The organism is Rhodoferax sp. (assembly GCF_028714215.1).
In the GTDB taxonomy this organism is placed as follows: domain Bacteria; phylum Pseudomonadota; class Gammaproteobacteria; order Burkholderiales; family Burkholderiaceae_C; genus Rhodoferax.
Genome location: NZ_JAQTMS010000068.1, coordinates 1 through 26,493, shown reverse-complemented (window position 1 = coordinate 26,493; position 26,493 = coordinate 1). Strand labels below are relative to the sequence as shown.

General features: G+C 60.9%; 26 protein-coding genes. 7 read left to right on the top strand and 19 right to left on the bottom strand.

The features are described from left to right. Together PHS32_RS21690 and PHS32_RS21685 are read left to right on the top strand one after the other, a co-directional pair. A partial coding sequence (locus PHS32_RS21690; protein WP_301081489.1) for a TonB-dependent receptor occupies nt 1-2,224 on the top strand: 2,224 nt, incomplete at its 5' end. Nucleotides 2,225-2,266: 42 nt separating this feature from the next. Continuing rightward, a complete protein-coding gene (locus PHS32_RS21685; RefSeq protein WP_301081488.1) occupies nt 2,267-4,084 on the top strand; it encodes a bifunctional metallophosphatase/5'-nucleotidase in 1,818 nt (605 codons plus the stop codon). Nucleotides 4,085-4,263: 179 nt separating this feature from the next. Here PHS32_RS21685 and PHS32_RS21680 read toward each other — a convergent pair whose 3' ends face one another. From PHS32_RS21680 to PHS32_RS21650, 7 genes are all read right to left on the bottom strand, one after another. Then, on the bottom strand, nt 4,264-4,725 hold the full coding sequence (locus PHS32_RS21680; RefSeq protein ID WP_301081487.1) for a histidine phosphatase family protein: 462 nt from the start codon (nt 4,723-4,725) through the stop codon (nt 4,264-4,266). Nucleotide 4,726: 1 nt separating this feature from the next. After that, a complete protein-coding gene (ppk1, locus tag PHS32_RS21675) occupies nt 4,727-6,832 on the bottom strand; it encodes a polyphosphate kinase 1 (protein ID WP_301081486.1) in 2,106 nt (701 codons plus the stop codon). A gap of 45 nt (nt 6,833-6,877) precedes the next feature. Then, nucleotides 6,878-7,966: a glycosyltransferase family 1 protein gene (locus tag PHS32_RS21670; RefSeq protein ID WP_301081485.1), complete on the bottom strand. Its 1,089-nt coding sequence runs from the start codon at nt 7,964-7,966 to the stop codon at nt 6,878-6,880. Beyond that, nucleotides 7,963-8,826 carry a UDP-2,3-diacylglucosamine diphosphatase gene (locus tag PHS32_RS21665; RefSeq protein ID WP_301081484.1) on the bottom strand — a complete coding sequence of 288 codons (864 nt, stop codon included), beginning with the start codon at nt 8,824-8,826 and terminating at the stop codon, nt 7,963-7,965. The genes PHS32_RS21670 and PHS32_RS21665 overlap by 4 nt, the downstream gene beginning before the upstream one ends. Then, nucleotides 8,826-9,674: a GNAT family N-acyltransferase gene (locus tag PHS32_RS21660; protein WP_301081483.1), complete on the bottom strand. Its 849-nt coding sequence runs from the start codon at nt 9,672-9,674 to the stop codon at nt 8,826-8,828. The genes PHS32_RS21665 and PHS32_RS21660 overlap by 1 nt, the downstream gene beginning before the upstream one ends. A gap of 280 nt (nt 9,675-9,954) precedes the next feature. Continuing rightward, nucleotides 9,955-11,283, bottom strand: coding sequence for a magnesium and cobalt transport protein CorA (locus tag PHS32_RS21655; RefSeq protein ID WP_301081481.1), 1,329 nt, complete (start codon nt 11,281-11,283; stop codon nt 9,955-9,957). Between the two features lie 215 nt (nt 11,284-11,498). Next, nucleotides 11,499-11,789 carry a zf-TFIIB domain-containing protein gene (locus tag PHS32_RS21650; protein WP_301081480.1) on the bottom strand — a complete coding sequence of 97 codons (291 nt, stop codon included), beginning with the start codon at nt 11,787-11,789 and terminating at the stop codon, nt 11,499-11,501. 74 nt (nt 11,790-11,863) lie between these two features. Between PHS32_RS21650 and PHS32_RS21645 the strand changes: the two genes are divergently transcribed. Continuing rightward, on the top strand, nt 11,864-13,183 hold the full coding sequence (locus PHS32_RS21645) for an MgtC/SapB family protein (protein ID WP_301081479.1): 1,320 nt from the start codon (nt 11,864-11,866) through the stop codon (nt 13,181-13,183). 32 nt (nt 13,184-13,215) lie between these two features. Here the strand turns inward: PHS32_RS21645 and PHS32_RS21640 are convergent, their stop codons facing one another. The 7 genes from PHS32_RS21640 to PHS32_RS21610 all read right to left on the bottom strand — a co-directional run bounded on the left by PHS32_RS21640 (nt 13,216) and on the right by PHS32_RS21610 (nt 18,600). Next, nucleotides 13,216-13,953 carry a cytochrome c3 family protein gene (locus tag PHS32_RS21640; protein WP_301081478.1) on the bottom strand — a complete coding sequence of 246 codons (738 nt, stop codon included), beginning with the start codon at nt 13,951-13,953 and terminating at the stop codon, nt 13,216-13,218. A 5-nt stretch (nt 13,954-13,958) separates the two neighbouring features. Further along, nucleotides 13,959-14,537, bottom strand: a complete 579-nt coding sequence (locus tag PHS32_RS21635; protein WP_301081477.1) for a hypothetical protein — start codon at nt 14,535-14,537, stop codon at nt 13,959-13,961. Continuing rightward, a complete protein-coding gene (locus tag PHS32_RS21630; protein ID WP_301081476.1) occupies nt 14,538-15,818 on the bottom strand; it encodes a 2Fe-2S iron-sulfur cluster-binding protein in 1,281 nt (426 codons plus the stop codon). It abuts the gene before it with no gap. Between the two features lie 146 nt (nt 15,819-15,964). Beyond that, the gene (locus tag PHS32_RS21625; protein WP_301081475.1) at nt 15,965-16,330 is read right to left on the bottom strand and encodes a ribbon-helix-helix domain-containing protein; all 366 of its coding nucleotides are present in this window, start codon (nt 16,328-16,330) and stop codon (nt 15,965-15,967) included. A gap of 71 nt (nt 16,331-16,401) precedes the next feature. Further along, a complete protein-coding gene (locus PHS32_RS21620) occupies nt 16,402-16,983 on the bottom strand; it encodes a DJ-1/PfpI family protein (RefSeq protein ID WP_301081474.1) in 582 nt (193 codons plus the stop codon). Nucleotides 16,984-17,074: 91 nt separating this feature from the next. Continuing rightward, nucleotides 17,075-17,551 (bottom strand): hypothetical protein, encoded by a 477-nt coding sequence (locus tag PHS32_RS21615; RefSeq protein ID WP_301081472.1) that lies wholly within the window; start codon nt 17,549-17,551, stop codon nt 17,075-17,077. A 35-nt stretch (nt 17,552-17,586) separates the two neighbouring features. After that, nucleotides 17,587-18,600, bottom strand: a complete 1,014-nt coding sequence (locus PHS32_RS21610; RefSeq protein ID WP_301081471.1) for a M14 family zinc carboxypeptidase — start codon at nt 18,598-18,600, stop codon at nt 17,587-17,589. 324 nt (nt 18,601-18,924) lie between these two features. On the opposite strand from PHS32_RS21610, the gene PHS32_RS21605 reads away from it, so the two are divergent. Continuing rightward, a complete protein-coding gene (locus PHS32_RS21605) occupies nt 18,925-19,740 on the top strand; it encodes a lysophospholipid acyltransferase family protein (protein ID WP_301081470.1) in 816 nt (271 codons plus the stop codon). Here PHS32_RS21605 and PHS32_RS21600 read toward each other — a convergent pair. The 3 genes from PHS32_RS21600 to clpS all read right to left on the bottom strand — a co-directional run bounded on the left by PHS32_RS21600 (nt 19,710) and on the right by clpS (nt 23,524). Beyond that, nucleotides 19,710-20,642 (bottom strand): patatin-like phospholipase family protein, encoded by a 933-nt coding sequence (locus PHS32_RS21600; protein WP_301081490.1) that lies wholly within the window; start codon nt 20,640-20,642, stop codon nt 19,710-19,712. The two genes, PHS32_RS21605 and PHS32_RS21600, sit on opposite strands and share 31 nt — an antisense overlap. Before the next feature lie 16 nt (nt 20,643-20,658). After that, nucleotides 20,659-22,986, bottom strand: a complete 2,328-nt coding sequence (gene clpA, locus PHS32_RS21595) for an ATP-dependent Clp protease ATP-binding subunit ClpA (RefSeq protein ID WP_301081469.1) — start codon at nt 22,984-22,986, stop codon at nt 20,659-20,661. A gap of 175 nt (nt 22,987-23,161) precedes the next feature. Then, entirely contained in the window at nt 23,162-23,524 is a 363-nt protein-coding gene (gene clpS, locus PHS32_RS21590; protein WP_301081468.1) for an ATP-dependent Clp protease adapter ClpS, read from the bottom strand. Here clpS and PHS32_RS21585 point away from each other — a divergent pair. After that, nucleotides 23,518-23,712, top strand: coding sequence for a hypothetical protein (locus tag PHS32_RS21585; RefSeq protein WP_301081467.1), 195 nt, complete (start codon nt 23,518-23,520; stop codon nt 23,710-23,712). The genes clpS and PHS32_RS21585 overlap by 7 nt on opposite strands. Here PHS32_RS21585 and icd read toward each other — a convergent pair. Next, nucleotides 23,688-24,941, bottom strand: coding sequence for an NADP-dependent isocitrate dehydrogenase (gene icd, locus PHS32_RS21580; protein WP_301081465.1), 1,254 nt, complete (start codon nt 24,939-24,941; stop codon nt 23,688-23,690). The genes PHS32_RS21585 and icd overlap by 25 nt on opposite strands. A gap of 220 nt (nt 24,942-25,161) precedes the next feature. Between icd and PHS32_RS21575 the strand changes: the two genes are divergently transcribed. Continuing rightward, nucleotides 25,162-25,497 carry a cell envelope biogenesis protein TolA gene (locus PHS32_RS21575; RefSeq protein WP_301081463.1) on the top strand — a complete coding sequence of 112 codons (336 nt, stop codon included), beginning with the start codon at nt 25,162-25,164 and terminating at the stop codon, nt 25,495-25,497. A gap of 127 nt (nt 25,498-25,624) precedes the next feature. Further along, nucleotides 25,625-26,062 carry a DUF192 domain-containing protein gene (locus PHS32_RS21570; RefSeq protein WP_366143500.1) on the top strand — a complete coding sequence of 146 codons (438 nt, stop codon included), beginning with the start codon at nt 25,625-25,627 and terminating at the stop codon, nt 26,060-26,062. Nucleotides 26,063-26,121: 59 nt separating this feature from the next. On the opposite strand, the gene PHS32_RS21565 is transcribed toward PHS32_RS21570, so the two are convergent. Then, nucleotides 26,122-26,493, bottom strand: a 372-nt coding sequence (locus PHS32_RS21565; RefSeq protein WP_301081461.1) for a Fe-Mn family superoxide dismutase, incomplete at its 5' end; no start/stop codon positions are given.

Here is a 26,493-nt window from a genome sequence, read left to right as displayed (position 1 = left end):
CTTGATCGTGCAAGAGGACACACCCAAGGCGCGCAGCTCGGTCAATCGGGCGCACCTGGAAACACTCAACCCGTCGAGCAATTCCTACCAGGCGATCGAGTTGCTGCCCGGCGTCAACACCTTCAGCAACGACGCCACCGGCTTGTTCGGCGGCGGCCTGCGGGTGCGCGGCGCCAACTCCGATCAAATGGGCTTCACCATCAACGGTGCGCCGGTCAACGACTCGGGCAGCTTCTCGGTCTACCCACAGGAGTACAGCGATTCCGAAAACCTGTGCGAAATATTTGTCACCCAGGGCTCCACCGATACCGAGGCACCGCACGTCGGCGCCTCCGGCGGCAACATCGGCATGGTCACTTGCGCACCGGCTGACAAGTTCGGCATTCGGCTGTCCCAGTCACTGGGAATGTTGAACTACTCCAAGACCTTTTTGCGCCTGGATAGCGGCAAATTTGCCGGCGACAGGGCCAAGGCCTTCATTTCCTACTCCAAAACAAAAGCCGACAAGTTCAAGGGTCCCGGCAAGGCCGACAAAGAGCACATCGACTTCGGCGCCGAGTTCAAGCCCAACGACCGTTTCTTTGCCTCCACCAGCTTTCTCTACAACAACGCCATCAACAACAATTTCCGCACCTTGAGCTACGCGCAAATCGCCGCCTCGGGCCGGCAACTGGACTTCAGCGCAACGCCGCCGACACATTTGGCACCGGTGGCCGGCACGGCTCAGGTGGAAGCGGTGCCAGCCGACGGCTACTATCAGTTCAACATCAACCCGTTCAAGAACTACCTCTGGACCGGCAAGGCGGAATACAAGACCAGCAAGGACACCTCCATCTCGGCCGAGCCTTATTTCTGGTACGGCTACGGCACCGGCGGCGGCCAGTTGGCAGCCCTGAAAGAAGGCAATGCCGGCACCTTGCTGGGCAACGGCGTGCGCGACATCAACGGCGACGGCGACACGCTGGACACAGTGCTGGTGTACCGCAGTTCGGTCACCCGCACCTACCGTCCCGGCATCACTTTCAAGGCCAACGCCCGCCTCGACAATCACAACCTGCTGGCCGGCTACTGGGTCGAGCGCGCGCGCCACTTCCAGACCCAGCCAGCGGTCACCATCGACAGCAACGGCAACTCGGCCGATCGCTGGCTGGAAAATTCGGACCTGTACCTGAGGCGCCAGAGCGGCGGCATTTACCAGGGACGTGACCAATTGACGGTGAGCACCGGCACCTCCTTGTTTCTGCAAGACAGCATCAACCTGTTGCAGGACAAGCTGAACCTGCAACTGGGCGTGCGCAACTCCGCCATCAAGCGTGAGTTCAACAACTTTGCCAACGAAGGCTCCGGGCAAGGCGCCGACTACAGCGCCAGCAAGACTTACAGCAAGGTGTTGCCCAGCCTGGGCGCGCGCTATGCGCTGGATGGGCAGCAACAGCTTTTCATGAACCTGGCGGGCAACATGAAGGCGCCCGGCAATTTCATTTATGGCGGGCTGCTGAGCGGTGGCACCATGGTCAATGGCGTCCTGACCGGCGCGACCTTGCGCAATCTGGTCATGGAAATAGAGACCTCCACCAACCTGGACCTGGGTTACCGTTACGCCAGCGATGCCTGGACCTTCTCCGGCTCCCTGTACTACATCGACTTCAAGAACCGCCAAGCCCGCGCTTATGACCCGGTGGCCGGCCTGTCCATCGACATCAACGTCGGTGACGTGAAGACCAAAGGCTTCGAGCTGGAATCAGGCTACAAGCTCAATGCCAACTGGTCGGTTTATGGATCGCTGTCCTACACCAGCAGCAAGATGCAAAGCGATTTGCGCACCGGTGCCAGCAGCTACGAGGCAACCACCGGCAAACAAATGCCCGATACCCCGGAATGGCTCAGTGGCCTGAGTTTGAGCTACGCCAGCGGCCCCTGGTACGGCAATGTGGAGACCAAGTTCACCGGCAAAAGCTACTCGACCCTGGTCAACGACGAAGCGGTGGACGCCAAAACACTGGTGAACAGCACGCTCGGCTACCGCTTTGCCGACACCGCTTTCCTGAAGAAGCCCAGCATTCAACTCAATGTCGTCAACTTGTTCAACCGGGACTCCGTGAACATCAACTCCCCCAGCGGCAGTCTGTTCACGACCCGGGCACTGGGTGCCGGCGGCAGCACGCCTTACTACTACGTGGGCGCACCGCGCTTTGTCTCGCTCACCCTGCGCACCGATTTCTAAGCAGCTAATATCGATCCGATGACGGACCACGGAAGTTTCGCAATGCTCAAGTCACTAGCCGCCCGCCGGGCTTGGCAGGTCGCTGCCTGCCTGTTGGCGGCCCTTGCCGGCCTTTCCCATCCGGCCCTGGCCACGGACCCGGCAGCCAGCGCGCCGATCACGCTCTCGCTGCTGGCCTTGAACGACTTTCATGGCAACATCCTGCCGCCACCGGGCAGCGTGCTGGTGCCGGACCCGGCCCACGCGGCTGGCGCCCGGGTGTCGGTGGGAGGCGCCGCCTACCTGTCGACGCTGGTGCACAGTCTGAAGCAACAGAACCCGGAGCAGACGCTGGTGCTGGCCGCCGGCGACATGGTAGGCGCCTCGCAACTGACTTCGGGCCTGTTTCACGATGAGCCGACGATAGATATTTTGAGTCAGATCGGACTCGATATCTCCAGCGTCGGCAATCATGAGTTCGACAAGGGCCGCGCCGAATTGTTGCGCCTGCAAAAAGGCGGCTGCTTTCCGAAAACGGCGGATGGCAGCGCCGGGGTCATCGGCGTCGATACCTGCATGAACAACGGTCAGTTCAAGGGCGCCGGCTTTCAGTACCTGGCGGCCAATGTGGTTGACCAACAGAGCGGGGACACCTTGTTTCCGGCCTATGCCATTCGCAGCCTGGCCGGCGTCAAGATCGGCTTCATCGGCTTGACGCTGAAAGAAACGCCCAGCATGGTGATCCCGGCCGGTGTCGCGGGTCTGAAGTTCGACGATGAAGTCGAAACGGTGAATCGCCTGGTTCCGCGGCTCAGGGAGCAAGGCGTCACGGTGATCGTGGTGCTGCTGCACCAGGGCGGCGAAACGAAGGCGAAAACACTGCTGGACAAGTCCTGTCCGGGCTTCAGCGGCGAGATCGTCGGCTTGTCCGACCGCATGGATCCGGCCGTCGACCTGATCGTCAGCGGCCACACGCACCAGGAGTACGTCTGCTTTCGCCCGGACGGCAAGCTCATCACGCAAGGGGGCTCGTATGGCCGTCTGCTGACCAAGATCGATCTCACGGTCGACCGCTTGACCCATAAGGTGATCGCCAAGGACGCCAACAACCAGTTGGTGCTCAATGACGTGGGAGTGAAAGACAGCAGCGGCCAAGCGCTGCCCCGGCCGGCCCCATACCAGGCCCTGAAGCGCGACCCGGCGATCGACCGGGTGGTAGCCCGTTATGGCGACCTGTCGGCCTCCATCAGCGATGTGGTGGTGGGGCGCCTCGCGGCGCCGCTGGATCGCAAGGCCAACGCGGCCGGAGAATACACCCTGGGCGCGGTCATTGCCGATGCTTTTCTGGCCGGCTCCTCGGGCTCCGCTGACGGCGCCAGGCCGGCGCAGATTGCCTTCACCAACCGGGGCGGTGTGCGCGCCGATCTGAGCGCCAGCCTGAGCGTCAGTTTTGGCCAGTTGTTCAATGTGCTGCCGTTCAACAACAACCTGGTGAGCATGGACTTGACGGGCCGGCAACTGCTGCGTTTGCTGGAACAGCAATGGGAGAGCCCGCAACTGCCGGGCGGTCGCATCCTGTCGGTCTCCCGCGGCTTCAGTTATGCCTGGGATGCCAGCCAACCCGAAGGGGCGGCGCCGGGCACCGGTCAACGCATCGTGCCCAACTCCATGAAGCTCGATGGCGTGCCGATCGAGATGGACCAAAGCTACCGCATCACGGTGAATAATTTCCTGGCCGGCGGCGGCGACAATTTCAGCCTGTTACGGCAAGGCAGCAAGCTGCAGACCGGTGACATCGATTCGGTGGTGGCCAAGCTTTATTTCCGCGTCAAAGGCATCGTCAACGCGCCGGCACTGGACCGGATTACGCGCGTGAACTGAGGGCTTATTGAGGTTTTCGTAAATCATGACGTCCAAAAGACGAGACACTGTCATGCCGGCCCCGGATCGGGTCCGGGGTTTCAACATCCGGCATCCATGGATTGCGGGTCAAGCCCGCAATGACAACGTTGCATCGGTTCTCGTGCAACGGTGTCGTGAATTCCGGAAGCATCAATAGGCTAAAGCACTTCGGGTGACTGCACCGTGACCACCACGGTTTGCGAGTGCGCTTCCCGCTCCCGGTTGCGCAGCCACCAGACGGCGCCTTTTTTCACCGAGCATTCGGCCACGCTCAAGCCGATCAATTGGGCAATGGTCTGGCCCAGCGTCGGTTGATGGGCTATCACCAGCAGCGTGCCCTTGGCCTCGGGCCACTGCACCAGTTCAAGCAACTGGGCGACACTGGCGCCGGGTGCCAGTTCGGGTCTGATCTTGAATTTGCGGCCCAGGGCCAGCGCCGTCTGTTCGCAGCGGCGTGCCGGGCTGACAAAAATACGCGTGCTTTCGGGCAGTTGGCGGTCCAGCCAGCCGGCCATGCGCGCCGCCTGTTTTTCGCCGCGCGAAGTGAGCGAGCGCTCCATGTCATCGCAGCCAACGACCCACTCCTGTGCTTCCGCGTGACGCCACAAGACCAGGTCCATGTCAGTCACCCCGTGCGTCGTCGTGTCCGGCGTAGCGCGCCATCAGGGCGGCTTGTGCCCCATGTGCCGGGCGCCGGCCCTCGGCCGTAACACGGGCGTAGCTGCCATCGGGCAACAAATCCCAGGCATCGACGCCATCATGCAGATAGGCAATCAGATCTTCCTCCACAATGCGCTGGCGCTGTACCGGATCGGTCACCGGCCAGGCCAGTTCGACCCGGCGCATCATGTTGCGGTTCATCCAGTCGGCGCTGGACAAATAAAGCTCTTCCAGCGCGTCGCGGCGAAAGTAAAAAACCCGCGAGTGTTCCAGAAAACGCCCAATCACGGAGCGCACCCGGATGTTGTCTGTCAGGCCCGGCAGTTGCGCCGGCAACATGCAGGCACCACGCACGATGAGGTCGATCTTGACGCCCTTCTGGCCGGCCTCGATCAGCGCCTGGATCAAGGCCTCGTCGGTCAAGGCGTTCATCTTGGCAACGATTCGAGCGACGCCGCCAGCAGCTGCCACCTGGGCCGCTTCATTGATCTTCCCGATCAGCTCCAGGTGCAGATAAAACGGTGCCAGCAAGACCTGGTTGAGTTGCGGCAAGCGGCTGTGGCTGGCCAGATGGACAAACACATTTTCCACATCGGTGGTCAGTGCCGGGTCGGCCGTCAGGTGGCTCCAATCGGTGTACAGGCGTGCCGTGCGGGGGTTGTAATTGCCGGTCGACAGATGCGCGTAGCGCTTGAGCTGCTTGCCCTCGCGGCGCGTCACCAGCATCATCTTGGCGTGGGTTTTCAGGCCCACCACGCCGTACAGGACCTGGGCTCCGATGGAGTCAAGCATCTCGGCCCAGTTGATGTTGGCTTCTTCGTCAAAGCGGGCCTTCAGCTCCACCACCACGGTCACCTCCTTGCCGCGCCGCACCGCCTCGCGCAGCAAGTCCATCAGCTCGGAGTCGGTGCCGGTGCGGTAGATGGTCTGCTTGATCGCCAGTACCTGCGGGTCATTCACGGCCTCGCGCAAAAATGCCAGCACACCGTCGAAACTCTCGAACGGCTGGTGGATGAAGACATCGCCCAGCTTGAGGCGCTCGAAAAACGAGGCGCCGGGCGTCAGTTGCGTCGGATAGCAAGCCCGGTAGGTGGGGAAGCACAGCTTGGGCGCATGCACCAGGTCGATCAATTGCGTCAGGCGCACCAGATTGACCGGACCCGGCACCCGGTACAGGGCACCCTCCGGCAAATCGAATTGCCTCAGCAAAAAATCCGAAAGATGGGTCGAGCAGCCGGCCGATACTTCGAGCCGCACCGCTTCGCCGAAATTGCGGTGTTGCAAGCCTTGCCGCAAGGCCGTGCGCAGATTCTTGACGTCCTCCTCGTCGACCGCCAGATCCGAGTGGCGGGTCACCCGGAACTGGGAGAATTGCCCGACATCGCGACCCGGAAACAACTCCGCCAGATGGCCCCGAATCACGCTCGACAGCGAGACGAACAAGGCGCTGTCGCCAGAGACCTTGTCGGGCATGCGGATCATGCGCGGCAACACGCGCGGCACCTTGACGATGGCAATCTCGTTCTCACGGCCAAAGGCGTCGCGGCCACCCAGGCGCACGATGAAGTTGAGCGACTTGTTGGCGACCTGGGGGAACGGATGCGAGGGGTCCAACCCGACCGGCAGCAGCAGGGGCCGCACCTCGCGTTCGAAGTACTGCTTGACCCAGCGCCGCTGCGCCGGGTTGCGATCGCCGTGGGAAATGATTTTGATGCCCTGCGCCTCCAGCGTCGGCATCAAGTCGTCGTTGTACAGCGCATACTGGCGCGCCACCAGGGTGTGTGCCGCCTCCGCCAGCTTTTCAAACGACTCGACCGAGAAGGCGCCGCGCTCGTCCTTGCGCTGCTTCGCCGCCAGATGGGGTTCCGCCCTGACCTCGAAAAATTCGTCCAGATTGGACGACACGATGCACAGGTAACGCAGCCGCTCCAGCAGAGGAACATCCTTGCGGTAAGCCCAATTGAGCACCCGCTCGTTGAACGCCAGAATGCTGTGATCACGGTCCAGCAGCGTCACACTGGCAGCGGTGGGCTGCGTCAATTTCGGCTGATGAAGGGATGGAGACATGAGCTGACCAGCCTGTTTATTACAAATAAATGACTTATTGTTGACTCAATTGATGTCAGTTGTGTGACAACTATCAAATTGTTGGACCCCTGCTTGGACTGGAATTGGCTTTCGCAGCGGGACCAGATGCGCCAAAAACAGTTGCGTGCTATGTTCCCAAGTGAACTCCAGGGCGCGGCTGCGCGCTTCGTGGCGCGGCAACGCCAGCGCCTGCTGCCAGGCCTGCGCCAGATCTTCGTGCAGCACCCCGCCCTTGGCCGTGCCATCGCCCTGCCCCACCACTTCCGTCGGTCCGTCCACCGGATAGGCCGCCACCGGCGTGCCGCAGGCCATGGCCTCCAGCATCACCAAACCGAAAGTATCGGTGCGGCTGGGAAAGACGAACAGGTCGGCCGCCGCGTAAACCTGGGCCAGTTGGTCGCGCCGCAGGATGCCGAGCCAGCGCACTTGCGGATAGCGTTCTTTCAGGACGGCTTCCTGCGGTCCGGTGCCGCACACCACCTTGCTGCCCGGAATATCGAGTTGCAAGAATGCCTGGATATTCTTTTCATAAGACAGGCGTCCGACAAACAGGGAAATCGGCCGCGCCAGTGTGCTCAGCGCAGGATGATTCAGGGTTTGCTCGTGGTAGCGAAAAAGACGCATGTCCACACCATGCGTCCAGCCGCGCAAGTTTCTGAAACCGCGCCGCTGCAACATGCGCAAAACCCCTTGCGTGGGCACCATGACGCCCGACGAGGGCTTATGGAAGCGGCGTAGCAAGGCATAGCCCAGGCCCACCGGAATTTTCAGCGCGGCATGGACGAACTCCGGAAACTTGCTGTGAAACGCGGTGGTAAACGCCAACTTGTGCTTGACACAGTAGGCCCGTGCCGCCCAGCCCAGGGGACCCTCGGTGGCGAGGTGAATGGCGTCCGGCGCCATGGCTTCGAGCATCTGGCACAGGCCCCGGGCCGGACGAATCGCCAGGTCGATGCCGGGGTAGCCGGGGCAGGGGCGGGTCTTGAACAAGCCCGGATGAATCACCCCGACCCGGTGGCCCATGTCTTCCATCTGGCGCACCAGCTCGACCAGGGTGGTGACGACGCCATTGATCTGCGGTTGCCAGGCATCGGTGACCAACGCGATCCTCATGCCGTCAGCGCCCCGGCTTTGAGGCCTTGCTTGGCGGCTTCCGGCAGCGGCGCCCAGTGCAGCAATTCCAGGCGTCCGTCGAAGTGCTCGACCAGCGCCGTGCGGCTCTCGACCCAGTCGCCATCATTGCAGTACAGGATGCCGTCGATGTCGCGCATTTCGGCGCGATGAATATGGCCACACACCACGCCATGGTGGCCGCGGCGCCTGGCCTCGTGCGCCACCGCCTGCTCGAACTCGGTGACGTAGTTCAAGGCCTTCTTGACCTTGTGTTTGAGGTAGGCCGAGAGCGACCAGTAGGGCAAACCCAGGCGAGCCCGGCAGTAATTCAGATGGCGATTGAGTTTCAGCGTGAATTCATACAGGTTGTCGCCCAGATAGGCCAGCCACTTGGCGCACTGGATGACGCCATCGAAGTAGTCGCCATGGGTGATCCACAAGCTGCGGCCATCGGCAGTGCGGTGGACCGCATCGTCCACCACTTCGATGCCGCCGAACCGGTGTCCGATAAAGCCGCGGGCGAACTCATCGTGGTTGCCCGGCACATACACCACATGGCAGCCTTTGCGGGCCCGGCGCAACAGTTTTTGCACCACGTCATTGTGCGATTGGGGCCAATACCAGCGACGCCGCAACTGCCAGCCGTCCACCACGTCGCCGACCAGGTACAGATAGTCGCTGGGGTGGGCTTTGATGAACTCCAGCAAGGCAGCGGCCTGGCAGCCGGGCGTGCCCAGATGCAGGTCGGAAATGAAGATGGCGCGGTAGCGCCGGTGCGTCAATACATCGTCCGGATCGTCGGCTTGCGCTGGCCGGCCGCCGCTGACCAGCGGCGCCATGAAGTCGAAAGCCAGGCGCATCAGGCACCCAGAAAATGCTTGCGGTAGCGGCTTGGCAAATCGTTGATACGCATCATCATGGGCAGATCTGCGGTGTTGAAATCGGGGTCCCAGGCCGGCGCCCCCAGCACCTTGGCGCCCAGGCGCAGATAGCCTTTGATGAGGGCCGGCGGCTCGACCTCCAAGGCGCAGTCCAGTCGCTCCACCGGCAGCGGCAGACGCGGGCGCACATGGTGTTCAATCGGTGCCAGGTGCGTGGTCTTGAGCTGCTGCCAGATGCTGGCCGCCACGTCGCCGCTGACGATGCCGTTGTGCAGCATCGGGATGCTGGCGCAGCCGATCATGGTGTCGAGCTGGTTGCGCACCATGAACTCGGCCAGGGCGCCCCACAAAGCCATGATGACGCCGCCGTGGCGGTAGTCGGGGTGCACGCAGCTGCGCCCCAGCTCGACCATGCTCTCGCGCAGACCGCGCAGCCGGGTGAGATCGAATTCCAGGTCGCTGTAGGTGCTGCCGACGCGCCGCGCCTGCGCCGGTGTCAGCAGCCGGTAGGTCCCGACCACCTCCTGGGTGAGTTGATCGCGCACCAGCAGGTGCTCGCAGTAGCTGTCGAACAAATCGATGTCGTGCCCGGCCACGCTGGTGTTCAGGCGAGCGCCCATTTCATCGGCGAAAACGCGAAACCGCAAACGCTGCGCCTGACGCACTTCGTCGGCGTGCTTGGCCCACGAAACGCTGAGACTGCCACGCTCATCCGGCGCCATGGGTGCCGGGTTCGAGTTGCCAAAAAATGAAAGTGGGCGACGCCGCAAGCCCTTGGGCAAGGACAGCGGGGACAAAGCGAAGGTCGGGTTGGGCAGTTCTTTCATTTCTTTCTCCTTGTAGTTTCAGCTCCCGATGGTGCGGCCCATTGATGACCGCTTTATGGCAACTTCATGGCATTTGCGTGACATCGATTGCCCGCTGCCAGTGCTGTTTGCGGTGTGCTGAAAACAAGGAGGGTGTCCGGGGCCGGCACCGAGAGCGCGGGCGGCATTCAAGTCAGGTGGGGTCCGCCAGGCAGCGCGGCGGGACGGGTGTTGACGATCCCGGACGGTCTGGCCCGGCGCCGGCATGGCCGCTCAGGCCGGCTCGACTTTTGTCAAGTCGCTATTCTTTGGGCTGGGCTCTTGCCGGTCCAATTTTTCCGACCCTGACCTGTCTTTTTTCGAAATGCTTCAGGGCCACGTAAGTCGCCCCGCCCATCAGGCTGGCGCCCAGCAGGAACACGCCGTAAGCCAGCGGCCAGGGAACGCCTTGGGTCATCATGGAAAATTCCGACATGCCCCCGATGCCGGCCAGAATATTGATCGGCATGAAGACCACGCCAAAAATAGTCAGCTGGTTGATGCGCCGGTTCTGGTTGATGTTGATGAAACCGATGGTGGCGTCCATCAGGAAGTTGATCTTGTCGAACAGGAACGAGGTGTGGCTGTTGAGGGACTCGATGTTGCGCAACACCTGCTTGGCGTCGTCGAACTGGGTCGGCGACCAGATCCGGCTGCGCATCATGAAGTTGATGGCGCGCTGCGTGTCCAGAATGTTGCCCCGGATGCGGCCATTCAGATCCTCTTCTTCGGCAATGTCGCCCAGAATCGCCGCCGCTTCGCCGTCGCTGATGGTTTCGCTCAACACCTGTCGCCCGACCTTGCCCAGGGTGGTGTAAATGTCTTCCAGCGAATCGGCCGAGTATTCGACATCGGCCCCGTACAGGTCCAGCAGCACGTCGGTGCAGTCGGTCACATAGCCGACTTGGGTCCGCGCCCGGCGACGCTGCAGCCGGAACACCGGCAGCTCTTCATTGCGCAGAGAAAACAGAATCCCCTGGTGCACGATAAAAGCCACCGGCACGCTGCGCGAATTGCCCTCGCGGTCCAGCAGAAAATTGGACAGCAGGTGGATTTCGCCGTTCTCCTCGATGTGATAACGCGAGCTCACCTCCAGGTCGGTGACATCGCCGGGATCGGGCAGCGTGAGGCCGAAATGGGCCCCCACGTAGGCCCGCTCCGCCTTGGTGGCGCCCAGCAGATCGATCCAGATCGGTTTCACCCCTTCGAGATTCTTGCGGCTTTCAATCGGGATTTGGCGCAGCCGCCCCTCCACCAGTTCGAAAGCGTTCATCTGGCTTTCGTCGAAGGCTGGTTCCCGACTGCCGACCAACTGTTCCCGACGGCTGTCGGAAACCTCCCACAGCACATCGTTCTGGCGAGCGGCCGGGATCTGCTCCCACAGCAGCCTCGCCTCGGCCACCGGCAAGGCCTCCAGAATGCTGCCAATTTCTCCCACCGGCAATTCGGTCATCAGCTTGTGCAGTTCGGCCAGATGTTGGCGCTGCACCAGGGTTTCAACAATGTCCTGGCGCGGCATGCTCTGACCATGAACCATGTCTTCAACCAGCTTCTGCTTTTTCAGCATTTCAGACACTTTTTCGAGGGACATGGAGAGGGCTCTTTTGGCAAGTAGGTGATGCGGATTTGAGTTTACCCCCGGCTCCGTTCCTGGAGCCATGAAGTCGACATCAAATCGCAGGAAATGAGCTACCTCAGCCGACTTCCTTGGGTGTCGGAACCAGTTTCCGTTCTCTTGCCTACAGTCGGTGCGATTGCGTCCCCGATCCGAGCCGCTTTGCTGCCATGGCGGCTGGGCCAGTGCCTTCAGTCGAACAATTCTTTCCAGATTGATTTTTTACCGCGGTAACCATGATGATCATCGTGGTGTTCGTCGCGATAGCCATGACCGCCATCGTAGGGTTGGGGCGCCGGGCGCGCAACCTGCGCTGCCGGGGCAACGGCCGGTGGCGGCAATTCGCGCAGGCTGCGCTCAATGATTTTGTCGAGTTCCCCCCGATCCAGCCAGACCCCGCGGCACTGCGGGCAGTAATCGATTTCAATACCCTGACGTTCCGTCATGAGCAAATCGACAGTGGTACAAATTGGACATTTCATAATTTTCCTTTTTACAAGCGACCCTGGTCGCTGATTACACGAGGTTCAGCTTAAGTAGTCCTTAAAACGCCCGAATGGCACTCGGATGCACCGCCTATACTGCTGCGGTCCGTTCGAGAAACGAAAGGATCCTGAAAATTTCCAGCTTTGCCGACTCCTCCACCCTGCTCGGTCTCTGCGTCGCGCTGGGCATCGGCCTGTTGATTGGCGCCGAGCGTGAACGCCGCAAGAGCAGCGGTCCGACGCGCAACGCTGCCGGCATCCGCACCTTTGCGGTGTCGGCGCTGCTGGGCGCGGTGGGCGTCATTTTGGGTGGCGGCCTGCTGCTGGCGGTAATCGCGCTGCTGGTGGGCGCCGGCACCTGGGTCGCTTACCGGCGGACGTGCGACCTGGACCCCGGCATCACGACCGAGTTCGCGCTGCTTTTGACTTGCTTGCTGGGCGGTCTGGCGATCCAGGATTCGGCGCTGGCGGCCGCCATCGGGGCCTTGCTGGCCGTGCTGCTGGCGGCGCGCGACCGGCTGCACCACTTTGTCCGCAGCGTCCTCACGGCGCAGGAACTGCACGACATCCTGCTGTTTTCCGCGGTCGCGCTGATTGTCTTGCCGCTGGCGCCGGACCGCTTCATAGGCCCGTTCGATGCGCTCAATCCGCGGGCCATGGCCGGCTTGGTCGTGCTGATGATGGCGATCAGCGCACTGGGCTATGTCGCCATGCGCTCGGTCGGGCCGCGCTACGGCTTGCCGCTGGCCGGCTTTGCCGCCGGTTTTGTCTCCAGCACCGCCACCATCTATGCCATGGGTGAACGCGCTTCCAAACAAGGCGCCCTGAGGAATGGGGCGGTGGCCGGCGCCCTGCTCTCGTCGATTGCCACCATCCTTCAGATGACGGTGGTGATCGGCCTGATCCGGGCCCCCTTGTTGAATTCGCTGGTGCTGCCGCTGACCTTCGGCGGTCTGGCGGCCGGCCTGTACGGGCTGCTGTTCATGCTGTGGGGCTTGCCCGGCGGCAGCGCCAACACGCCAGACCAGGACGCGGGGCGCGCGTTCGAACTGAAAACGGCAGCCTCGTTTGCCGTGTTGGTGGCTTGCGTGCTGCTTCTGTCGGCCGCTCTCAACGCCTGGCTGGGGTCGCGCGGCATGCTGCTGGGCGCCGCGGTGACCGGCCTGGCCGACGCGCATGCGACGGCGGCGTCGGTCGCCTCGCTGGCAGCCGCCAACAAGATTTCGAGCGCGCAGGCGGTCGGGCCGATTCTGCTGGGCTTGAGCAGCAACACCTTGATGAAGGCCTTGGTGGCCTTCAGGTCCGGCGGCCTGCGCTACGCCGCCTGCATCGTGCCAGGGCTGTTGTTGATGATAGGGGCGGTCTGGCTGGGCGCCTGGCTGGCGGGTTGACAGACTGATCCTGGGCAGTGGCGCCGCAAGCGTTAATCGTCTTCCTTGTGCTCCTTCTTGCGCTGTCCTGTGCCCTCTCCTTCGCCGCCCTTGATGTCATGTTTGTTGGCACTGCGGTGACATTCAACGCAATTGTCAAACTTGCCGACGCCTTCCTCGATGTGCTTGCGCCGAATATTGGCGGCTGTGTGTTCGTGGCAGCCGTAACAGGTGTAGCGGTTGTAATCGTTGCGCAGATGGCAGGTGACGCAGACCGTGCTGTGATCGCCATCCAGGGCAAAGTACTTGTTGTGGTCGAAGCTGGCCGGTGTCCACTTCTGCTGCGTGTGGCACTGAAGGCAATTGCCGCTGATCTGTCGGTGCAAGGAGTCAATGGGCGTCTTGTGGCATGACTGGCATTGGTCGCGCATTTCCTTGACCAGCAGCGCATGATTGAAGCCACCGGCCAACTGGTAGCGCTTGACGCCTGCATGATCGCTATGGCAAGCGACGCAGTCTTGATTGATCAGCTTCTGGTGAAACGGGACTGCGGTGCGCGGCTTGACAACGGCCAGGCCGGCGGTCGTCAGGCGACCGATGTCGGCCGGCTTGTGACAGGTGACGCAGCGCCGGGAGTCGGCGCCGGTGAACGCCGCGTGGCAGGCGAAACAATCGCCCTCCAGTTGTTTGTGTCCGGCAATCAACTTGCCCGGGCCTACCATCAGATGCGGATAGACGAACACCAGCAGCGTCAGCACGGCCAGATTCAGCGCCAGAACGATCTTGACCATTCGGTTCATCGCCAGCCCCAGAATAAAAAGATGCTGAGAATATGACCCAGTGCCAGTAGCGCAAAAACGATGAAGATCGGGATATGCACCTTGCGCCACTGGGTCATGGCCTCGACCGTGACGGCGTCCCAGAACACCGCTTGCTCCACTTCGGGCTTGGACAGGCCGCGCAACTGGAACTGTTCGCGTTGCCCCTGCACGTGGCGGCGCGACCGGTCCAGCAACAGCTTGCCGACCATGCCGCTGACCACGTTGACGGCCATGGCCGCCGTGGCGAGCCAGGGCAACAAGGCATTGAAGTGCACGCCGGCGTGAAGCAGGACCATCAACGAGCCTAGCCAGGCAGTGAACTCATGGAACTGCAACAAGGATTTGGGATCTCCGGCCGTGATGTACTTGCGCTTGCGCATCGAATAAACCAGCGAACCGATGATCAAAAGCGTTCCCGGAATCCCCAGATAGCGGCCGACCCAGACCAGGTTAAACCGGTGCAGAGCGTAATCACCGGCCAAGGTGATGGCCACCAGCAGGCCCAGCAACAGGGCAAAAGGCAGTACATGCTTGCGCCAGAGCGATATCTTCATTTACAACTCCAGGGTCAGGTTGCTCTTTGGCGTGCAAACGCAAAGCAGGCAAGTGCCCGGCTCCGGATCGAAATCGGGTGTCTGGCGATAGGCCACCTCACCGGCCAGGATGGTGGTTTGGCAACTGCCGCAACCGCCGGCGCGGCAGCCGGAACTCACTGCCACGCCATGGGCCTCGGCCAAGTCCAGCAAGGTGGTACTGGCCGCCTGCCACGGCACTTGTTTGCCGGAGCGTGCGAAGCTGACGACCACGCCAGCGGATTGGTCCTCATGTTGCTTGCCGGCCGCTGCTGCTGGCTGCGTCGAACGCTGGCGTGGGATGGACGCCGGACCGAAGGCCTCGTAATGAATGCGGTTGTCTGGCACACCCCAGTCTTCCAGTGCCGGCACCAGGGATTCCAGCATCGCTGTCGGGCCGCAAAGGTAGAAGTGATAGGGTTTGAGTGGCAGTTGGCGACGCAACAGATCAACATCGACGCGGCCACGGTGCCGGTAGTCGCGCTCGATCTGGTCCTGCGGCAGCGCAGCGCTGAAGCAGATCCGTAACTGAAAATTCGGAGCCACCGCGGCCAGCGCCTGGAGATCTGATTTCAGCACCAGCTCGCGGCTGTTGCGCACGCCGTAGAACAACCACAGCTCGCGTCCCGGCTGTTCGGTCAGACAGCTCTTGAGCATGCTCAGCAGCGGCGTGATGCCGATGCCGGCACCGATCAGCACCACCGGCGCGTCGCTGCGGTCCAGGCAAAAATGACCGGCCGGAGCGCGCACCTGCAGCAGACTGCCGACCTCGATCTGATCGTGCAAGAAGTTCGACGCGCGGCCGGCCGGAAGCCGGCTGCCGGTGGGTGGCAAAACCCGCTTGATCGATACCCGGTAGCCGTTCGGTCCAGGCGCATCGGACAGCGAATAACAACGGATGATGGTGTCGGTGGTACCCCTGACGCCAGGCAGATCAAGATGAAAAGTCAGATACTGCCCCGGCTGAAAGGGGGCAAGGGGCAAGCCGTCTTGCGGCACCAGGTAAATGGAACAAGTCGATTGGGCGGCGTCCTCGGCCACTTTGCGCTCAACCCTGAAGCTGCGCAAGCCGGACCAGGCCGGCGTGGCCGGCTCCGGCTCGTCATCGCTGGTCAGTGGCTCGGCTGGAAGACGGATCTCCGTTGCGCCGCTGCGAAGGGCGAGGTAGTTCAACCAATGGCGCCAGAAGCCAAAGCTCAGATAAACGGCCAGTTGCAGCAGGATGCCGCCAACGATCCAGAGCAACAGATGGAGTGAGGTCACAGCGTCAAGCCCCTCCTGCGAAACGAAGTGGCACCAGCTTAAACCGGCTTTCTTAGGTATTCCTTAACTTACATCACTGAAGTCAGACTTTGCCGGGGACGCCCTGGCCAGCAGCCCCGGCTGGCAGACGGCTGGGAAGATGAGCCTCAGCTCGCCGCGGCATCCACCAGACTGGGACGCACACCGCGCAGCACCGCATGCGCGTTGAGCGAGCGTATCGGTATGCTCAGATCGCTGGGGATGCGCTGGTCCACCTGCAAGGCCAGGTAGCGCAGTCCACTGACGCGCAGGAAGCTGGAGAAATTGGGAATGTCGCCGCGGTGCTCCAGCAGTTCGTCGTAGAGCTTGGAGAGCAGTTGCGGCACGCTCATGCCATCGCGGGCGCCAATTTCCTCCAGCGTGTCCCAAAACAGGTTTTCCAGGCGAACACTGGTCACCACCCCGTGCAGCCGGATGCTGCGCGTGGTGGCTTCATAGCTTTGCGGATTGGCGCGGACAAAAATTTGGCACATACCGGTCTCCTTGGCACAGCGGGAAATACAGCCCCGAGCATACGCCCGGGGCTGCTTTGCCGCCAGCGCCGTCAATGCGAGATTTTGGTCCCCAACAAGGCCAGGAACTGCGACAACCAGGCCGGGTGCGCCGGCCAGGCCGGTGCCGTCACAAACTGGCCGTCGGTGACGGCGGCGTCGATGGCAATCTCGGCGAAGACGGCGCCGGCCAGTTCCACTTCCGGCCGGCACGCCGGGTAGGCACTGATGCGCTTGCCGCGGATGATGCCCGGCACGGCGGCCAGCACCTGCGCGCCGTGGCAGACGGCGGCGATCGGCTTGCCGGCGTCGGCAAACTCCTTGGTGATGGCCAGCACCCGGGCGTTGAGCCGCAAATACTCGGGGCCACGGCCGCCCGGAATCAGCAGCGCGTCGTAGTTGGCGCTGTTGACGTCGGCAAAGTTGGCATTGAGCGTAAAGCGGTGGCCCGGTTTTTCGCTGTAGGTCTGTGCGCCCTCGAAGTCGTGGATCGCCGTCATCACGTAGTCGCCGACCTTTTTGTCGGGGCAAACCGCGTGCACCGTGTGACCCACCGCCAGCAGGGTCTGGAACGGCACCATGGTTTCGTAGTCCTCGCCATAGTCGCCGCACAGCATGAGAATTTTCTTGCCCATCACAATCTCCTGAAAAGTTGGGACTGCCAGTTTGCGACGCCCCTGCAGTGCTGGGGTAACAAGGAATTACTACACGGCTAGGTGCTTTCCCCTAGGGATCGCCTGGCAATTGAAGACTTTTCTTCGCCGCGGCAGAAAAAGTACCGCTCCAGCCACTGGCGGCAATTCGCAATTGCTCCGAACCGAGCTTCGTCAGGGTGAAGGTGCCGCCGTTTCCCAACAGACTGCGCCAGACCCAGTTGGCCGCCGGACCCAGGCGAATTTGCTCCGCTGTAAAACGGATTTCGAAATCTGGGCCGGCTCGGCAAATGAGGCCGCCACTCTCGGCCCAAAGGCCTTCTTTGCTTTTGATGAATTCGAGCAGCAGTGAACCGTTCCTTTCAAGAATCGACACCCGCAAGGGCTTGCCGTCGTCCATTGTGGTTTCTTCCCATCGCAGGGGAAAGGTTTGATCGCCCAGCAGGCTTCTCAGCTGGTCGATGGTGGCCGCGCAAGTTGGCGATACGCGCGCCTCGCCGACGAATGACAACAGCAGAAGAAATAAAGGAAGACCACATTTTGGAAGCATGGGGGACTCAGGTTTTTACCAGCGGCCGGCTGCCGTCAGTACCAGTCCTGCAAGGCCTGCGCGTGCTGCGAGCCGCGGGTTGCAGGACCAGGCAGCCATAGCCGGTGGCCGCAAGCCGCTCTCGACAGGAAGTCCAGCAGCAACTGGTGCTGACGCAGCACCCGCTGTTGCCGATGCTCGATCAAGGGGTTGAAAATGCCGTGCCGCGAGAACAACTGGCGTGGATTTTTCTTGACCCACAGCCAGGAGCCCATCTCCAGCGTCAGCGGCAGGAACACGCGCTGCGGCTGTGCACAGGACTGCAGGTACAAATGGTCCCACAGATCCCCGTGCGCCAGGTATTGCAGGCTTTGCGGCTCGATGATGTAGCGGTGATGGCTGTGCGACTGCACAAAAATGTTTTTCAGCGCGTGCATCTCCGCCAGATGAGCGATGGGCGCGCGTTTGTGGGCATAGGGGAACCAGATCCGGTCGCTGCTGCCGAAGCCCGAATGGCAGTCCACGCTCAGGCTGAAGTCGCGCGTCAGCAACTCGGCGCTCACCACATCGCAGACCGCCTGATTCTCGATTTCCATCGGTTTGTTCTTGCGGCCGCGGTACCAGGGCAAGCCGGCGCTGAAGCGCTGCCCACCAACCAGAATAGGCACCGGGTCACTGGCTTCCACCGGTGCGTTGCGCATCAGGTCGACACCATTGGGGTTGGCGCGGGTGCCCAGCGCCATGCCGCCGGGGTTGACGATGGGCATGAAAACCAGGCGCACCGATTCAAGCTGCTGGTGCAAGGTGCTGTCCCATTGCAGGCGCATCACCAGGCTTTGCAGGTAGGCAATCACAACACCGGTACCGATGCGCTCCAGGCCATGAACGCCACCGAAATAACCCACCGCCGGTAGCTCGCGCGCCGGGTTGCCCAAGGTGATGACGTGCACCGGGTAGCTGCCGCCACCCGGCAATTTGACGTCACAGACCACGCGCGATTCGAGCCAACCGGCGCCCAACTCGATGATGCGCTCCAGCGCCACCAGTTCGGGTAATCTAGCCGGGGTCACGGTGACTTGGGGTGCGTGGGTGCAAGACGATCGGCATGGTCGCGAAGCATACAGGCGCCGCAGCGGCGCAGGCAAACTTTGAGCCTGCTGGCGTCGTAATTTGGCACTGACACGAAGCCGTCACACAAAGCGTTTAACTTGAGCAGCTACCCAGTTCACAGCTTCCAGTGCTCCAACCATGTTCCACAAAGCCGCCTTCTTTCGCGTCATGGCCATCCCGGCCTGCCTGGTCTGGGGGGTGCTCGAATTCCTTGCGTTACAGCGTTGCCGCCTGCAGAGCCGACGCGCTCACTTCTAGTACTTGTCATCACGGCTGCGTAACTGATGCTTTCCCAACCCTTGCCCGCAGCGCCTGCCAGCGCCGAGCCGATCACCGATGCAGGCGGTTTTCCGCTCGTCAAGCTGTTGCGGCTGGCGCTTGAATTCTTCCGTGCCACTCTGGTTTTGTGGCTGCTGTTTCCACGGCTTGAGCGGGACGACAAGCTCAGGCAAATTCAGCGCTGGGCCAAGAATGTGCTGCTGATTCTGGAGGTGGAAGTCCAGTGCGATGGACCGCTGCCCGCGCCCTGTGCCGGACTGATGGTGGCCAACCACCTGTCGTGGCTTGACATCCTGGTGCTCCAGTCGCTGTTGCCGGGCGTGTTTGTGGCCAAGGCGGAGGTCCGGCGCTGGCCGCTGGTCGGCTGGATGGCGCAGGCCTGCGCCACCATTTTTGTCGAGCGTTCGTCACGGCAGTCGGCCCGGCGCATGATCGAGAGCGCGCTGGCGGCACTCCAGCAGGGCTATCCGGTGATCGCATTCCCGGAGGGCACCAGCAGCGATGGCTCGGATCTGGCGCACTTTCATGCCAACATTTTTGAAAGCGCGATCAAGGCCCACAGCCACGTTCAACCAGTAACTTTGAAGTACCTGGATAGCGCTACCGGCCGGCCCAGCGAAGCCGCCCTGTTCACAGGAGACATGACGCTGGTAGCTTCGCTGAGAACGGTGATGGCCCAGCCCGGCATCAAAACGCGGGTCCAGTTTGGGGAGCGCATCCCGACACGCGGTCAGAACCGAAAATCACTGGCCCTGCAAGCCCATCGGATCATTCGCGCTCAGCTGACAGGTCAGCGTCCCGGCTTGGCTTCAGACTCGTGAGCTTGCATGGCAGAGCGCAACTGCGGCAACAAGGCCTGCATGGCGACGCGTCCGGCCACAATCGCGCGCCGGCGCGCCGCAAAGTCCGAGCTCGCCACACCCAGCAATGAAGGACGCACCACCACATCAGCGTTGCGCAGTTCAAAGCTGTTGATGCTTTTGCCCATGATGGAAAATGTTTGCAGCAGAATCTGCAAGGTGTCGCTGGCGCTATTGCTTTCGGGGGTGTCGGAAATGTCGACCGCGATGATCACCTCCGCCCCCATCTGGCGCGCGTAACGCACCGGCACCGGCGACACCAGCCCGCCGTCCACATACTCTCGCCCCGCTATCCTGACCGGCTGAAACAGGGCCGGCACAGCACTTGAGGCCCGTACTGCGGTGGCCGTGTCACCACGCCGAAACAGCACCCCTTCACCGCTGTTGAGATCGGTCGCCACAATGCCCAGCGGCAATGGCATGCCCTCGATCAGCCGGCCATTGACCTGCGCGCTGACATAACGTGCCAAGGCTTCGCCGCGCAACATGCCACGACTGAAAATGGGCAGCGTCCAATCGGCAAACGTGGCCTCTTCCATGCTTTCGGCCACCTGCTGCAACTGGGGCCCGGTCTTGCCGCTGGCATAGAAGGCGGCAACCAGACTTCCGGCCGAGGTGCCGACCACCAGACTGGGCCGAATGCCGGCTTCTTCGAGCACTTGAATGACCCCAATGTGGGCAAAGCCGCGGGCCGCGCCACCGCCCAGGACCAAGCCAATTTTGGCCGGCTTCCTGACGACTGCCGGCGCCGCCGGCAGGGGTTGCGGCACGGGACTGGGCAGCGGAGTCGAGGCACAGCCGGCCAGCAGCAGCGCCGCCCACAGCGCTGACCAAGCCGGCAGCCAAGCCAACAGGGACCGCAGCGGCTTCAATCGACCACTATCCAGCCGCCACCTCTTGTGCCTCGGGCTTGGAGCGGCCTTCCTTCTTCGGCAGGGGTTGAATATCGAGCAAGACCTCGGTCTTGCTTTCGTCCTGGTCGTCCACATCGACCGTCAGGCGGCCACCGTCGGTGAGTCGACCGAAGAGCAGTTCATCGGCCAGTGCGCGGCGTATCGTGTCCTGGATCAGGCGCTGCATCGGCCGCGCGCCCATCAGCGGATCAAAGCCTTTTTTGGCAAGGTGCTTGCGCAGCTTGTCGGTGAAGGTGACGTCCACTTTTTTGTCGGCCAACTGGGCTTCGAGTTGCAGCAGGAACTTGTCGACCACGCGCATGATGACGATCTCGTCGAGCGCCTTGAAGCTGACCACGGCGTCCAGCCGATTCCTGAATTCCGGTGTGAACAGGCGTTTGATGTCGGCCATCTCGTCGCCGGCTTCGCGCGTGTTGGTGAATCCCATGACCGACTTGTTCATGGTCTCGGCACCGGCATTGGTGGTCATGATGATGATGACGTTGCGGAAATCCGCTTTGCGCCCGTTGTTATCGGTCAAGGTGCCATGGTCCATGACCTGCAACAACACATTGAAGATGTCGGGATGCGCTTTTTCGATTTCATCGAGCAACAGCACGCAATGCGGCTTCTTGGTGACGGCTTCCGTGAGCAATCCGCCCTGATCAAAACCGACGTAGCCTGGCGGCGCGCCGATCAGGCGGCTGACCGCATGACGCTCCATGTACTCGCTCATGTCAAAGCGGATCAGATCAATACCCATGATGTAGGCCAGTTGCTTGGCGGCCTCGGTCTTGCCAACCCCGGTCGGGCCGCTGAACAAGAAGGCACCAATCGGCTTGTCGCCCTTGCCCAGGCCCGAGCGTGCCATCTTCACGGCCGAGGCCAGCATGTCAATCGCCTTGTCCTGACCGAACACCACGTTCTTGAGATCCCGGTCCAGCGTCTTGAGCTTGCCGCGATCGTCATTCGAGACATTGGCCGGCGGGATACGGGCAATCTTGGCCACGATTTCCTCCACCTCTGCCTTGCTGATGATCTTCTTGCGTTTGGAGGGCGACAGAATGCGCTGCGCGGCACCGGCTTCGTCGATGACGTCAATCGCCTTGTCCGGCAAATGGCGGTCGTTGATGTATTTGGCGCTCAACTCGGCCGCCGCCTGCAAGGCGGCCACTGCGTACTTGACGTTGTGATGCTCCTCAAAACGGGATTTGAGACCTTTCAGGATTTCAACGGTCTGCTCTATGGTCGGCTCGACCACGTCGATTTTCTGGAACCGGCGCGACAGCGCGGCGTCCTTCTCGAAGATGCCGCGGTACTCGGTAAAAGTGGTTGCGCCAATGCATTTGAGGGCGCCCGAACTCAAACCCGGCTTGAGCAGATTGGAAGCATCCAGGGTGCCGCCGGAGGCCGCACCGGCACCGATCAAAGTGTGAATTTCATCGATGAACAGAACCGCGTTGGGCTTGTCCTTGAGGGATTTCAACACGCCTTTGAGTCGCTGCTCAAAATCGCCCCGGTATTTGGTACCGGCCAGCAAGGCGCCCATGTCGAGCGAATAAACCACCGATTCGGCGAGCACTTCCGGCACTTCCTTTTGCGTGATGCGCCAGGCCAGACCTTCGGCAATGGCGGTCTTGCCAACGCCCGCTTCACCGACCAGCAAGGGGTTGTTCTTGCGCCGGCGGCACAAAATCTGGATGACGCGCTCGACTTCGTACTCGCGCCCGATCAGCGGATCGATCTTGCCGTCCTTGGCAAGCTGGTTCAGATTTTGCGTGTACTGCTCCAGCGGCGACTGCTTCTCGCTCTTTTCGCCACCAGATTCCTCGCCCTCGGCCGGGTTTTCGCTCGATTTGGCGGTTTCCGTGGGATCGTTTTTCTTGATGCCGTGGGCAATGAAGTTGACCACGTCGAGCCGCGTCACGCCCTGTTGATGCAGGTAATACACCGCATGCGAATCCTTCTCGCCAAAGATGGCGACCAGCACGTTGGCGCCGGTGACTTCCTTTTTGCCGCTGCCGGTGGACTGCACGTGCATGATGGCGCGTTGAATCACGCGTTGAAAACCCAGGGTAGGCTGGGTGTCGACATCGTCGGCACCGGCCACCTGAGGCGTGTTGTCCTTGATGAAGTTGGCCAGGGACTTGCGCAAATCGTCGATATTGGCAGAACAGGCGCGCAGTACCTCCGCAGCGCTGGGATTGTCCAGCAGTGCGAGCAGCAGATGCTCCACCGTGATGAACTCATGCCGCTGCTGGCGCGCCTCGACGAACGCCATGTGCAGGCTGACTTCCAATTCTTGGGCAATCATGTGATTTCCTTTTTGCCTTGCTTTGATGTTTAACTGTAATCTGATTTCAATATTAATTCCGAAGCGAGGTCATCCAACCGCTTCGGCACGGCGCTGGCAAACTTCCAACATCCTGCCACTCACCGGGATCTCGCGCCTGTTCGCTTCGTATAACTGCAGCCGGTCCGCCCAATTTTCAAGCTTCCACCGGCTCGCTGATGCATTGCAGGGGATGCCCCGCCTTCGCTGCCGCATCCAGAACCTGGTCCACCTTGGTGGCTGCCACATCCCTCGAATAAACCCCGCAAACACCCCGGCCGTCCAGATGAATCTTGAGCATGATTTGCGTCGCCACCTCCAGATCCTTGCCAAAAAATTCCTGGATCACCACGACGACAAACTCCATTGGCGTGTAATCGTCGTTGAGCATCACCACCTGGTACATCTGCGGCGGCTGAACCTTCTGGGTGCGTCGCTCAAGTACCACCGAGCCGCCATCATCCCGGTCGGGCTGACGCGTCGGTGAAACCGGTGGAATTTGGGGAGATTTGCTTGCCATGCTTTCATTCTATCGAGCGCACCGGCGCACCGCAGCGCTCACTGAAACTGGTGGCAGGTTTTCAACATTCAAGCGACAAGCATAAAAAAACCGCTCTCGGCCAGCCAGCCGGAGCGGTTACCGTGCTGGCGAAGCAGGACTTCGCCAACGGCAGCAGGGAGTTTTACATGTTGTCGATCATGACCTGACCAAAGCCCGAACAACTGACTTGCGTGGCCCCCTCCATCAAACGGGCAAAGTCGTAGGTAACTTTCTTGCTGTTGATGGACTTCTTCATGGAACTGATGATCAAGTCGGCCGCTTCGGTCCAGCCCATGTGACGCAGCATCATCTCGGCCGAGAGAATTTCGGAGCCCGGATTCACATAATCCTTGCCCGCGTACTTCGGTGCCGTGCCGTGGGTGGCTTCAAAACAGGCCACCGAATCAGACAAATTGGCGCCTGGGGCGATGCCAATGCCGCCGACCTGCGCAGCCAGGGCGTCCGAAACATAATCGCCATTCAGGTTCAAGGTGGCAATCACGCTGTATTCGGCCGGACGCAGCAGGATTTGTTGCAGGAACGCGTCGGCAATGCAGTCCTTGACGATGATTTCCTTGCCCGTTTTCGGGTTCTTGAATTTGCACCATGGTCCGCCGTCAATCAACTCGGCGCCAAACTCCTTTTGTGCCAGGCCGTAGGCCCAATCACGGAAGCCACCTTCGGTGTACTTCATGATATTGCCCTTGTGCACAATGGTCAGGCTGGGCTTGTCATTGTCAATGGTGTATTGCAGTGCCTTGCGTACCAGGCGCTCGGTACCTTCACGCGACACCGGCTTGATGCCAATACCCGAGGTGTTCGGGAAACGGATCTTGGTGACGCCCAACTCTTCCATCAGGAATTTGATCAGCTTTTTGGCCTTGTCGGACTCGGCTTCGAACTCGACGCCAGCGTAAATGTCTTCCGAATTTTCACGGAAGATCACCATATTGGTCTTTTGCGGTTCTTTCACCGGACTGGGCACGCCGTCAAAGTACTGGATCGGGCGCAGGCAAACATACAGGTCAAGTTCCTGGCGCAAGGCCACGTTCAAGGAGCGGATACCGCCACCGACCGGCGTCGTCAGGGGGCCCTTGACGGAAACCACGTATTCGCGCAGCGCCTGCAAGGTTTCTGCCGGCAACCAGACGTCGGGACCATAAACCTTGGTCGATTTTTCACCGGCATAGACTTCCATCCAGTGGATCTTTTTCTTGCCTTGGTAAGCCTTGGCGACCGCCGCATCAACCACCTTCAGCATCACCGGCGTAATGTCCAGACCAGTGCCATCGCCTTCAATGAAGGGAATAATGGGCTGATCAGGCACGTTGAGGGACATGTCGGCATTGACGGTAATCTTTTGGCCTGCTGAGGGCACCTTGATGTGCTGATACATAAGTAGCTGGTTCTCCGTTGGTGGGTTCAATTTACGCTTTGATCGATGCCAAAACCAAACGAAAATCCTTGTTTCAGGCTGGTTTGAAGGCGTGCTTGAATTTTAGTCCCAAAAAATTGCTGATTTCTGTCAACCGACGGTAAACCAAACCCGTTACGAACAAGCCTTCCAATCCATGGAGGGGAATTTTTGAAATAACGTTATCTCAAGGAAATTGAAAATGAACAAACTTCTCGCCGTTTTGGTTGCTGGCCTCTTCGCTGCTGGCGCTTTCGCTCAAGCTCCTGCTGCTCCTGCTAAAGCTGCTGCTCCCGCAGCCGCCGCTCCTGCTGCAGCTGCACCCGCTGCCGCCGCTCCTGCCGCCAAGGCTGACGACAAGGCTGCCAAGGCTGAAAAGGCTGCTGCTGCCAAGGCCGCCAAGGCTGAAAAGGCTGCCGCTGCCAAGGCTGCCAAGGCTGAAAAGGCCGCTGCTGCCAAGGCTGCCAAAGCCGAGAAGGCTGCTGCCAAGGCTGAAAAGGCTCCCGCCAAGAAGGCTGCCGCTTCTGCTGCCAAGTAAGACCAATCCCAGAAGTAAATCTTCTGGACTGGCTCAAAATGCCCGCTTAAGCGGGCATTTTTTTGTGACTGAATTACCATGGCGGCCGTCATAGTTACGGCAACATAGAGCAATGAAACACTTTTTGATGCTGCTTCTTGGACTGGCTGCCACTTTGGGCAATACAAGCCAGGCTCAGAATGCACCGCAATTGGAACTGCCCCGGGTCAAACTTTCGGCTGGCATCCATGTGATCGACACGCAGGTGGCGGCCACCCCCGAGCAACGCTCCACCGGGCTGATGTTTCGCAAAGATATGCCGCCATCGGAAGGCATGCTGTTCGTCTTTGAACAAGCCAGCGAGCAGTGCTTCTGGATGAAAAACACCTTGCTACCCCTGACCGCCGCCTTTGTCGCGGACGATGGCACCATCGTTAATCTGGCCGACATGAAGCCGCAGACCACCGATTCGCACTGCTCAGCGCAGCCAGTCCGTTATGTGCTGGAAATGAACCAGGGTTGGTTCGCCAAAAAAGGCATCAAAGCCGGCTTCCGGCTCGGCGGACGACCGTTTCAATCCAGGTAAGGCCTCTCACACGCACGAAAAAGCCGCCCGCAGGCGGCTTTTTCGATCAAACCTGAACTTCAGGCGAAGTTGGCTTCCGCAAAACTCCAGTTGACCAATTTGTCAAGGAAAGTTTCGACATATTTGGGACGCAGATTGCGATAGTCGATGTAGTAGGCGTGCTCCCACACGTCAACGGTCAGCAAAGCCTTGTCGGTCGTTGTCAGCGGCGTGCCGGCGGCGCCCATGTTGACGATGTCGACCGAACCGTCGGCCTTCTTCACCAACCAGGTCCAACCGGATCCGAAGTTGCCCACGGCGGACTTGACGAATGCTTCCTTGAACGCCGCATAGGAACCCCACTTGGCATTGATGGCCGCAGCCAGCGCACCTGAGGGTTCGCCACCGCCTTGCGGTTTCATGCAGTTCCAGAAAAAGGTGTGATTCCAGAT

What these genes read in the sequence shown, in the direction of transcription:
- PHS32_RS21685 (WP_301081488.1), top strand. Translation starts at nt 2,267, where the DNA reads ATGCTCAAGTCACTAGCCGCCCGCCGGGCTTGGCAGGTCGCTGCCTGC.
- PHS32_RS21680 (WP_301081487.1), bottom strand. Translation starts at nt 4,725, where the DNA reads ATGGACCTGGTCTTGTGGCGTCACGCGGAAGCACAGGAGTGGGTCGTT.
- ppk1 (WP_301081486.1), bottom strand. Translation starts at nt 6,832, where the DNA reads ATGTCTCCATCCCTTCATCAGCCGAAATTGACGCAGCCCACCGCTGCC.
- PHS32_RS21670 (WP_301081485.1), bottom strand. Translation starts at nt 7,966, where the DNA reads ATGAGGATCGCGTTGGTCACCGATGCCTGGCAACCGCAGATCAATGGC.
- PHS32_RS21665 (WP_301081484.1), bottom strand. Translation starts at nt 8,826, where the DNA reads ATGCGCCTGGCTTTCGACTTCATGGCGCCGCTGGTCAGCGGCGGCCGG.
- PHS32_RS21660 (WP_301081483.1), bottom strand. Translation starts at nt 9,674, where the DNA reads ATGAAAGAACTGCCCAACCCGACCTTCGCTTTGTCCCCGCTGTCCTTG.
- PHS32_RS21655 (WP_301081481.1), bottom strand. Translation starts at nt 11,283, where the DNA reads ATGTCCCTCGAAAAAGTGTCTGAAATGCTGAAAAAGCAGAAGCTGGTT.
- PHS32_RS21650 (WP_301081480.1), bottom strand. Translation starts at nt 11,789, where the DNA reads ATGAAATGTCCAATTTGTACCACTGTCGATTTGCTCATGACGGAACGT.
- PHS32_RS21645 (WP_301081479.1), top strand. Translation starts at nt 11,864, where the DNA reads ATGGCACTCGGATGCACCGCCTATACTGCTGCGGTCCGTTCGAGAAAC.
- PHS32_RS21640 (WP_301081478.1), bottom strand. Translation starts at nt 13,953, where the DNA reads ATGGTCAAGATCGTTCTGGCGCTGAATCTGGCCGTGCTGACGCTGCTG.
- PHS32_RS21635 (WP_301081477.1), bottom strand. Translation starts at nt 14,537, where the DNA reads ATGAAGATATCGCTCTGGCGCAAGCATGTACTGCCTTTTGCCCTGTTG.
- PHS32_RS21625 (WP_301081475.1), bottom strand. Translation starts at nt 16,330, where the DNA reads ATGTGCCAAATTTTTGTCCGCGCCAATCCGCAAAGCTATGAAGCCACC.
- PHS32_RS21620 (WP_301081474.1), bottom strand. Translation starts at nt 16,983, where the DNA reads ATGGGCAAGAAAATTCTCATGCTGTGCGGCGACTATGGCGAGGACTAC.
- PHS32_RS21615 (WP_301081472.1), bottom strand. Translation starts at nt 17,551, where the DNA reads ATGCTTCCAAAATGTGGTCTTCCTTTATTTCTTCTGCTGTTGTCATTC.
- PHS32_RS21605 (WP_301081470.1), top strand. Translation starts at nt 18,925, where the DNA reads ATGCTTTCCCAACCCTTGCCCGCAGCGCCTGCCAGCGCCGAGCCGATC.
- clpA (WP_301081469.1), bottom strand. Translation starts at nt 22,986, where the DNA reads ATGATTGCCCAAGAATTGGAAGTCAGCCTGCACATGGCGTTCGTCGAG.
- clpS (WP_301081468.1), bottom strand. Translation starts at nt 23,524, where the DNA reads ATGGCAAGCAAATCTCCCCAAATTCCACCGGTTTCACCGACGCGTCAG.
- icd (WP_301081465.1), bottom strand. Translation starts at nt 24,941, where the DNA reads ATGTATCAGCACATCAAGGTGCCCTCAGCAGGCCAAAAGATTACCGTC.
- PHS32_RS21575 (WP_301081463.1), top strand. Translation starts at nt 25,162, where the DNA reads ATGAACAAACTTCTCGCCGTTTTGGTTGCTGGCCTCTTCGCTGCTGGC.
- PHS32_RS21570 (WP_366143500.1), top strand. Translation starts at nt 25,625, where the DNA reads ATGCTGCTTCTTGGACTGGCTGCCACTTTGGGCAATACAAGCCAGGCT.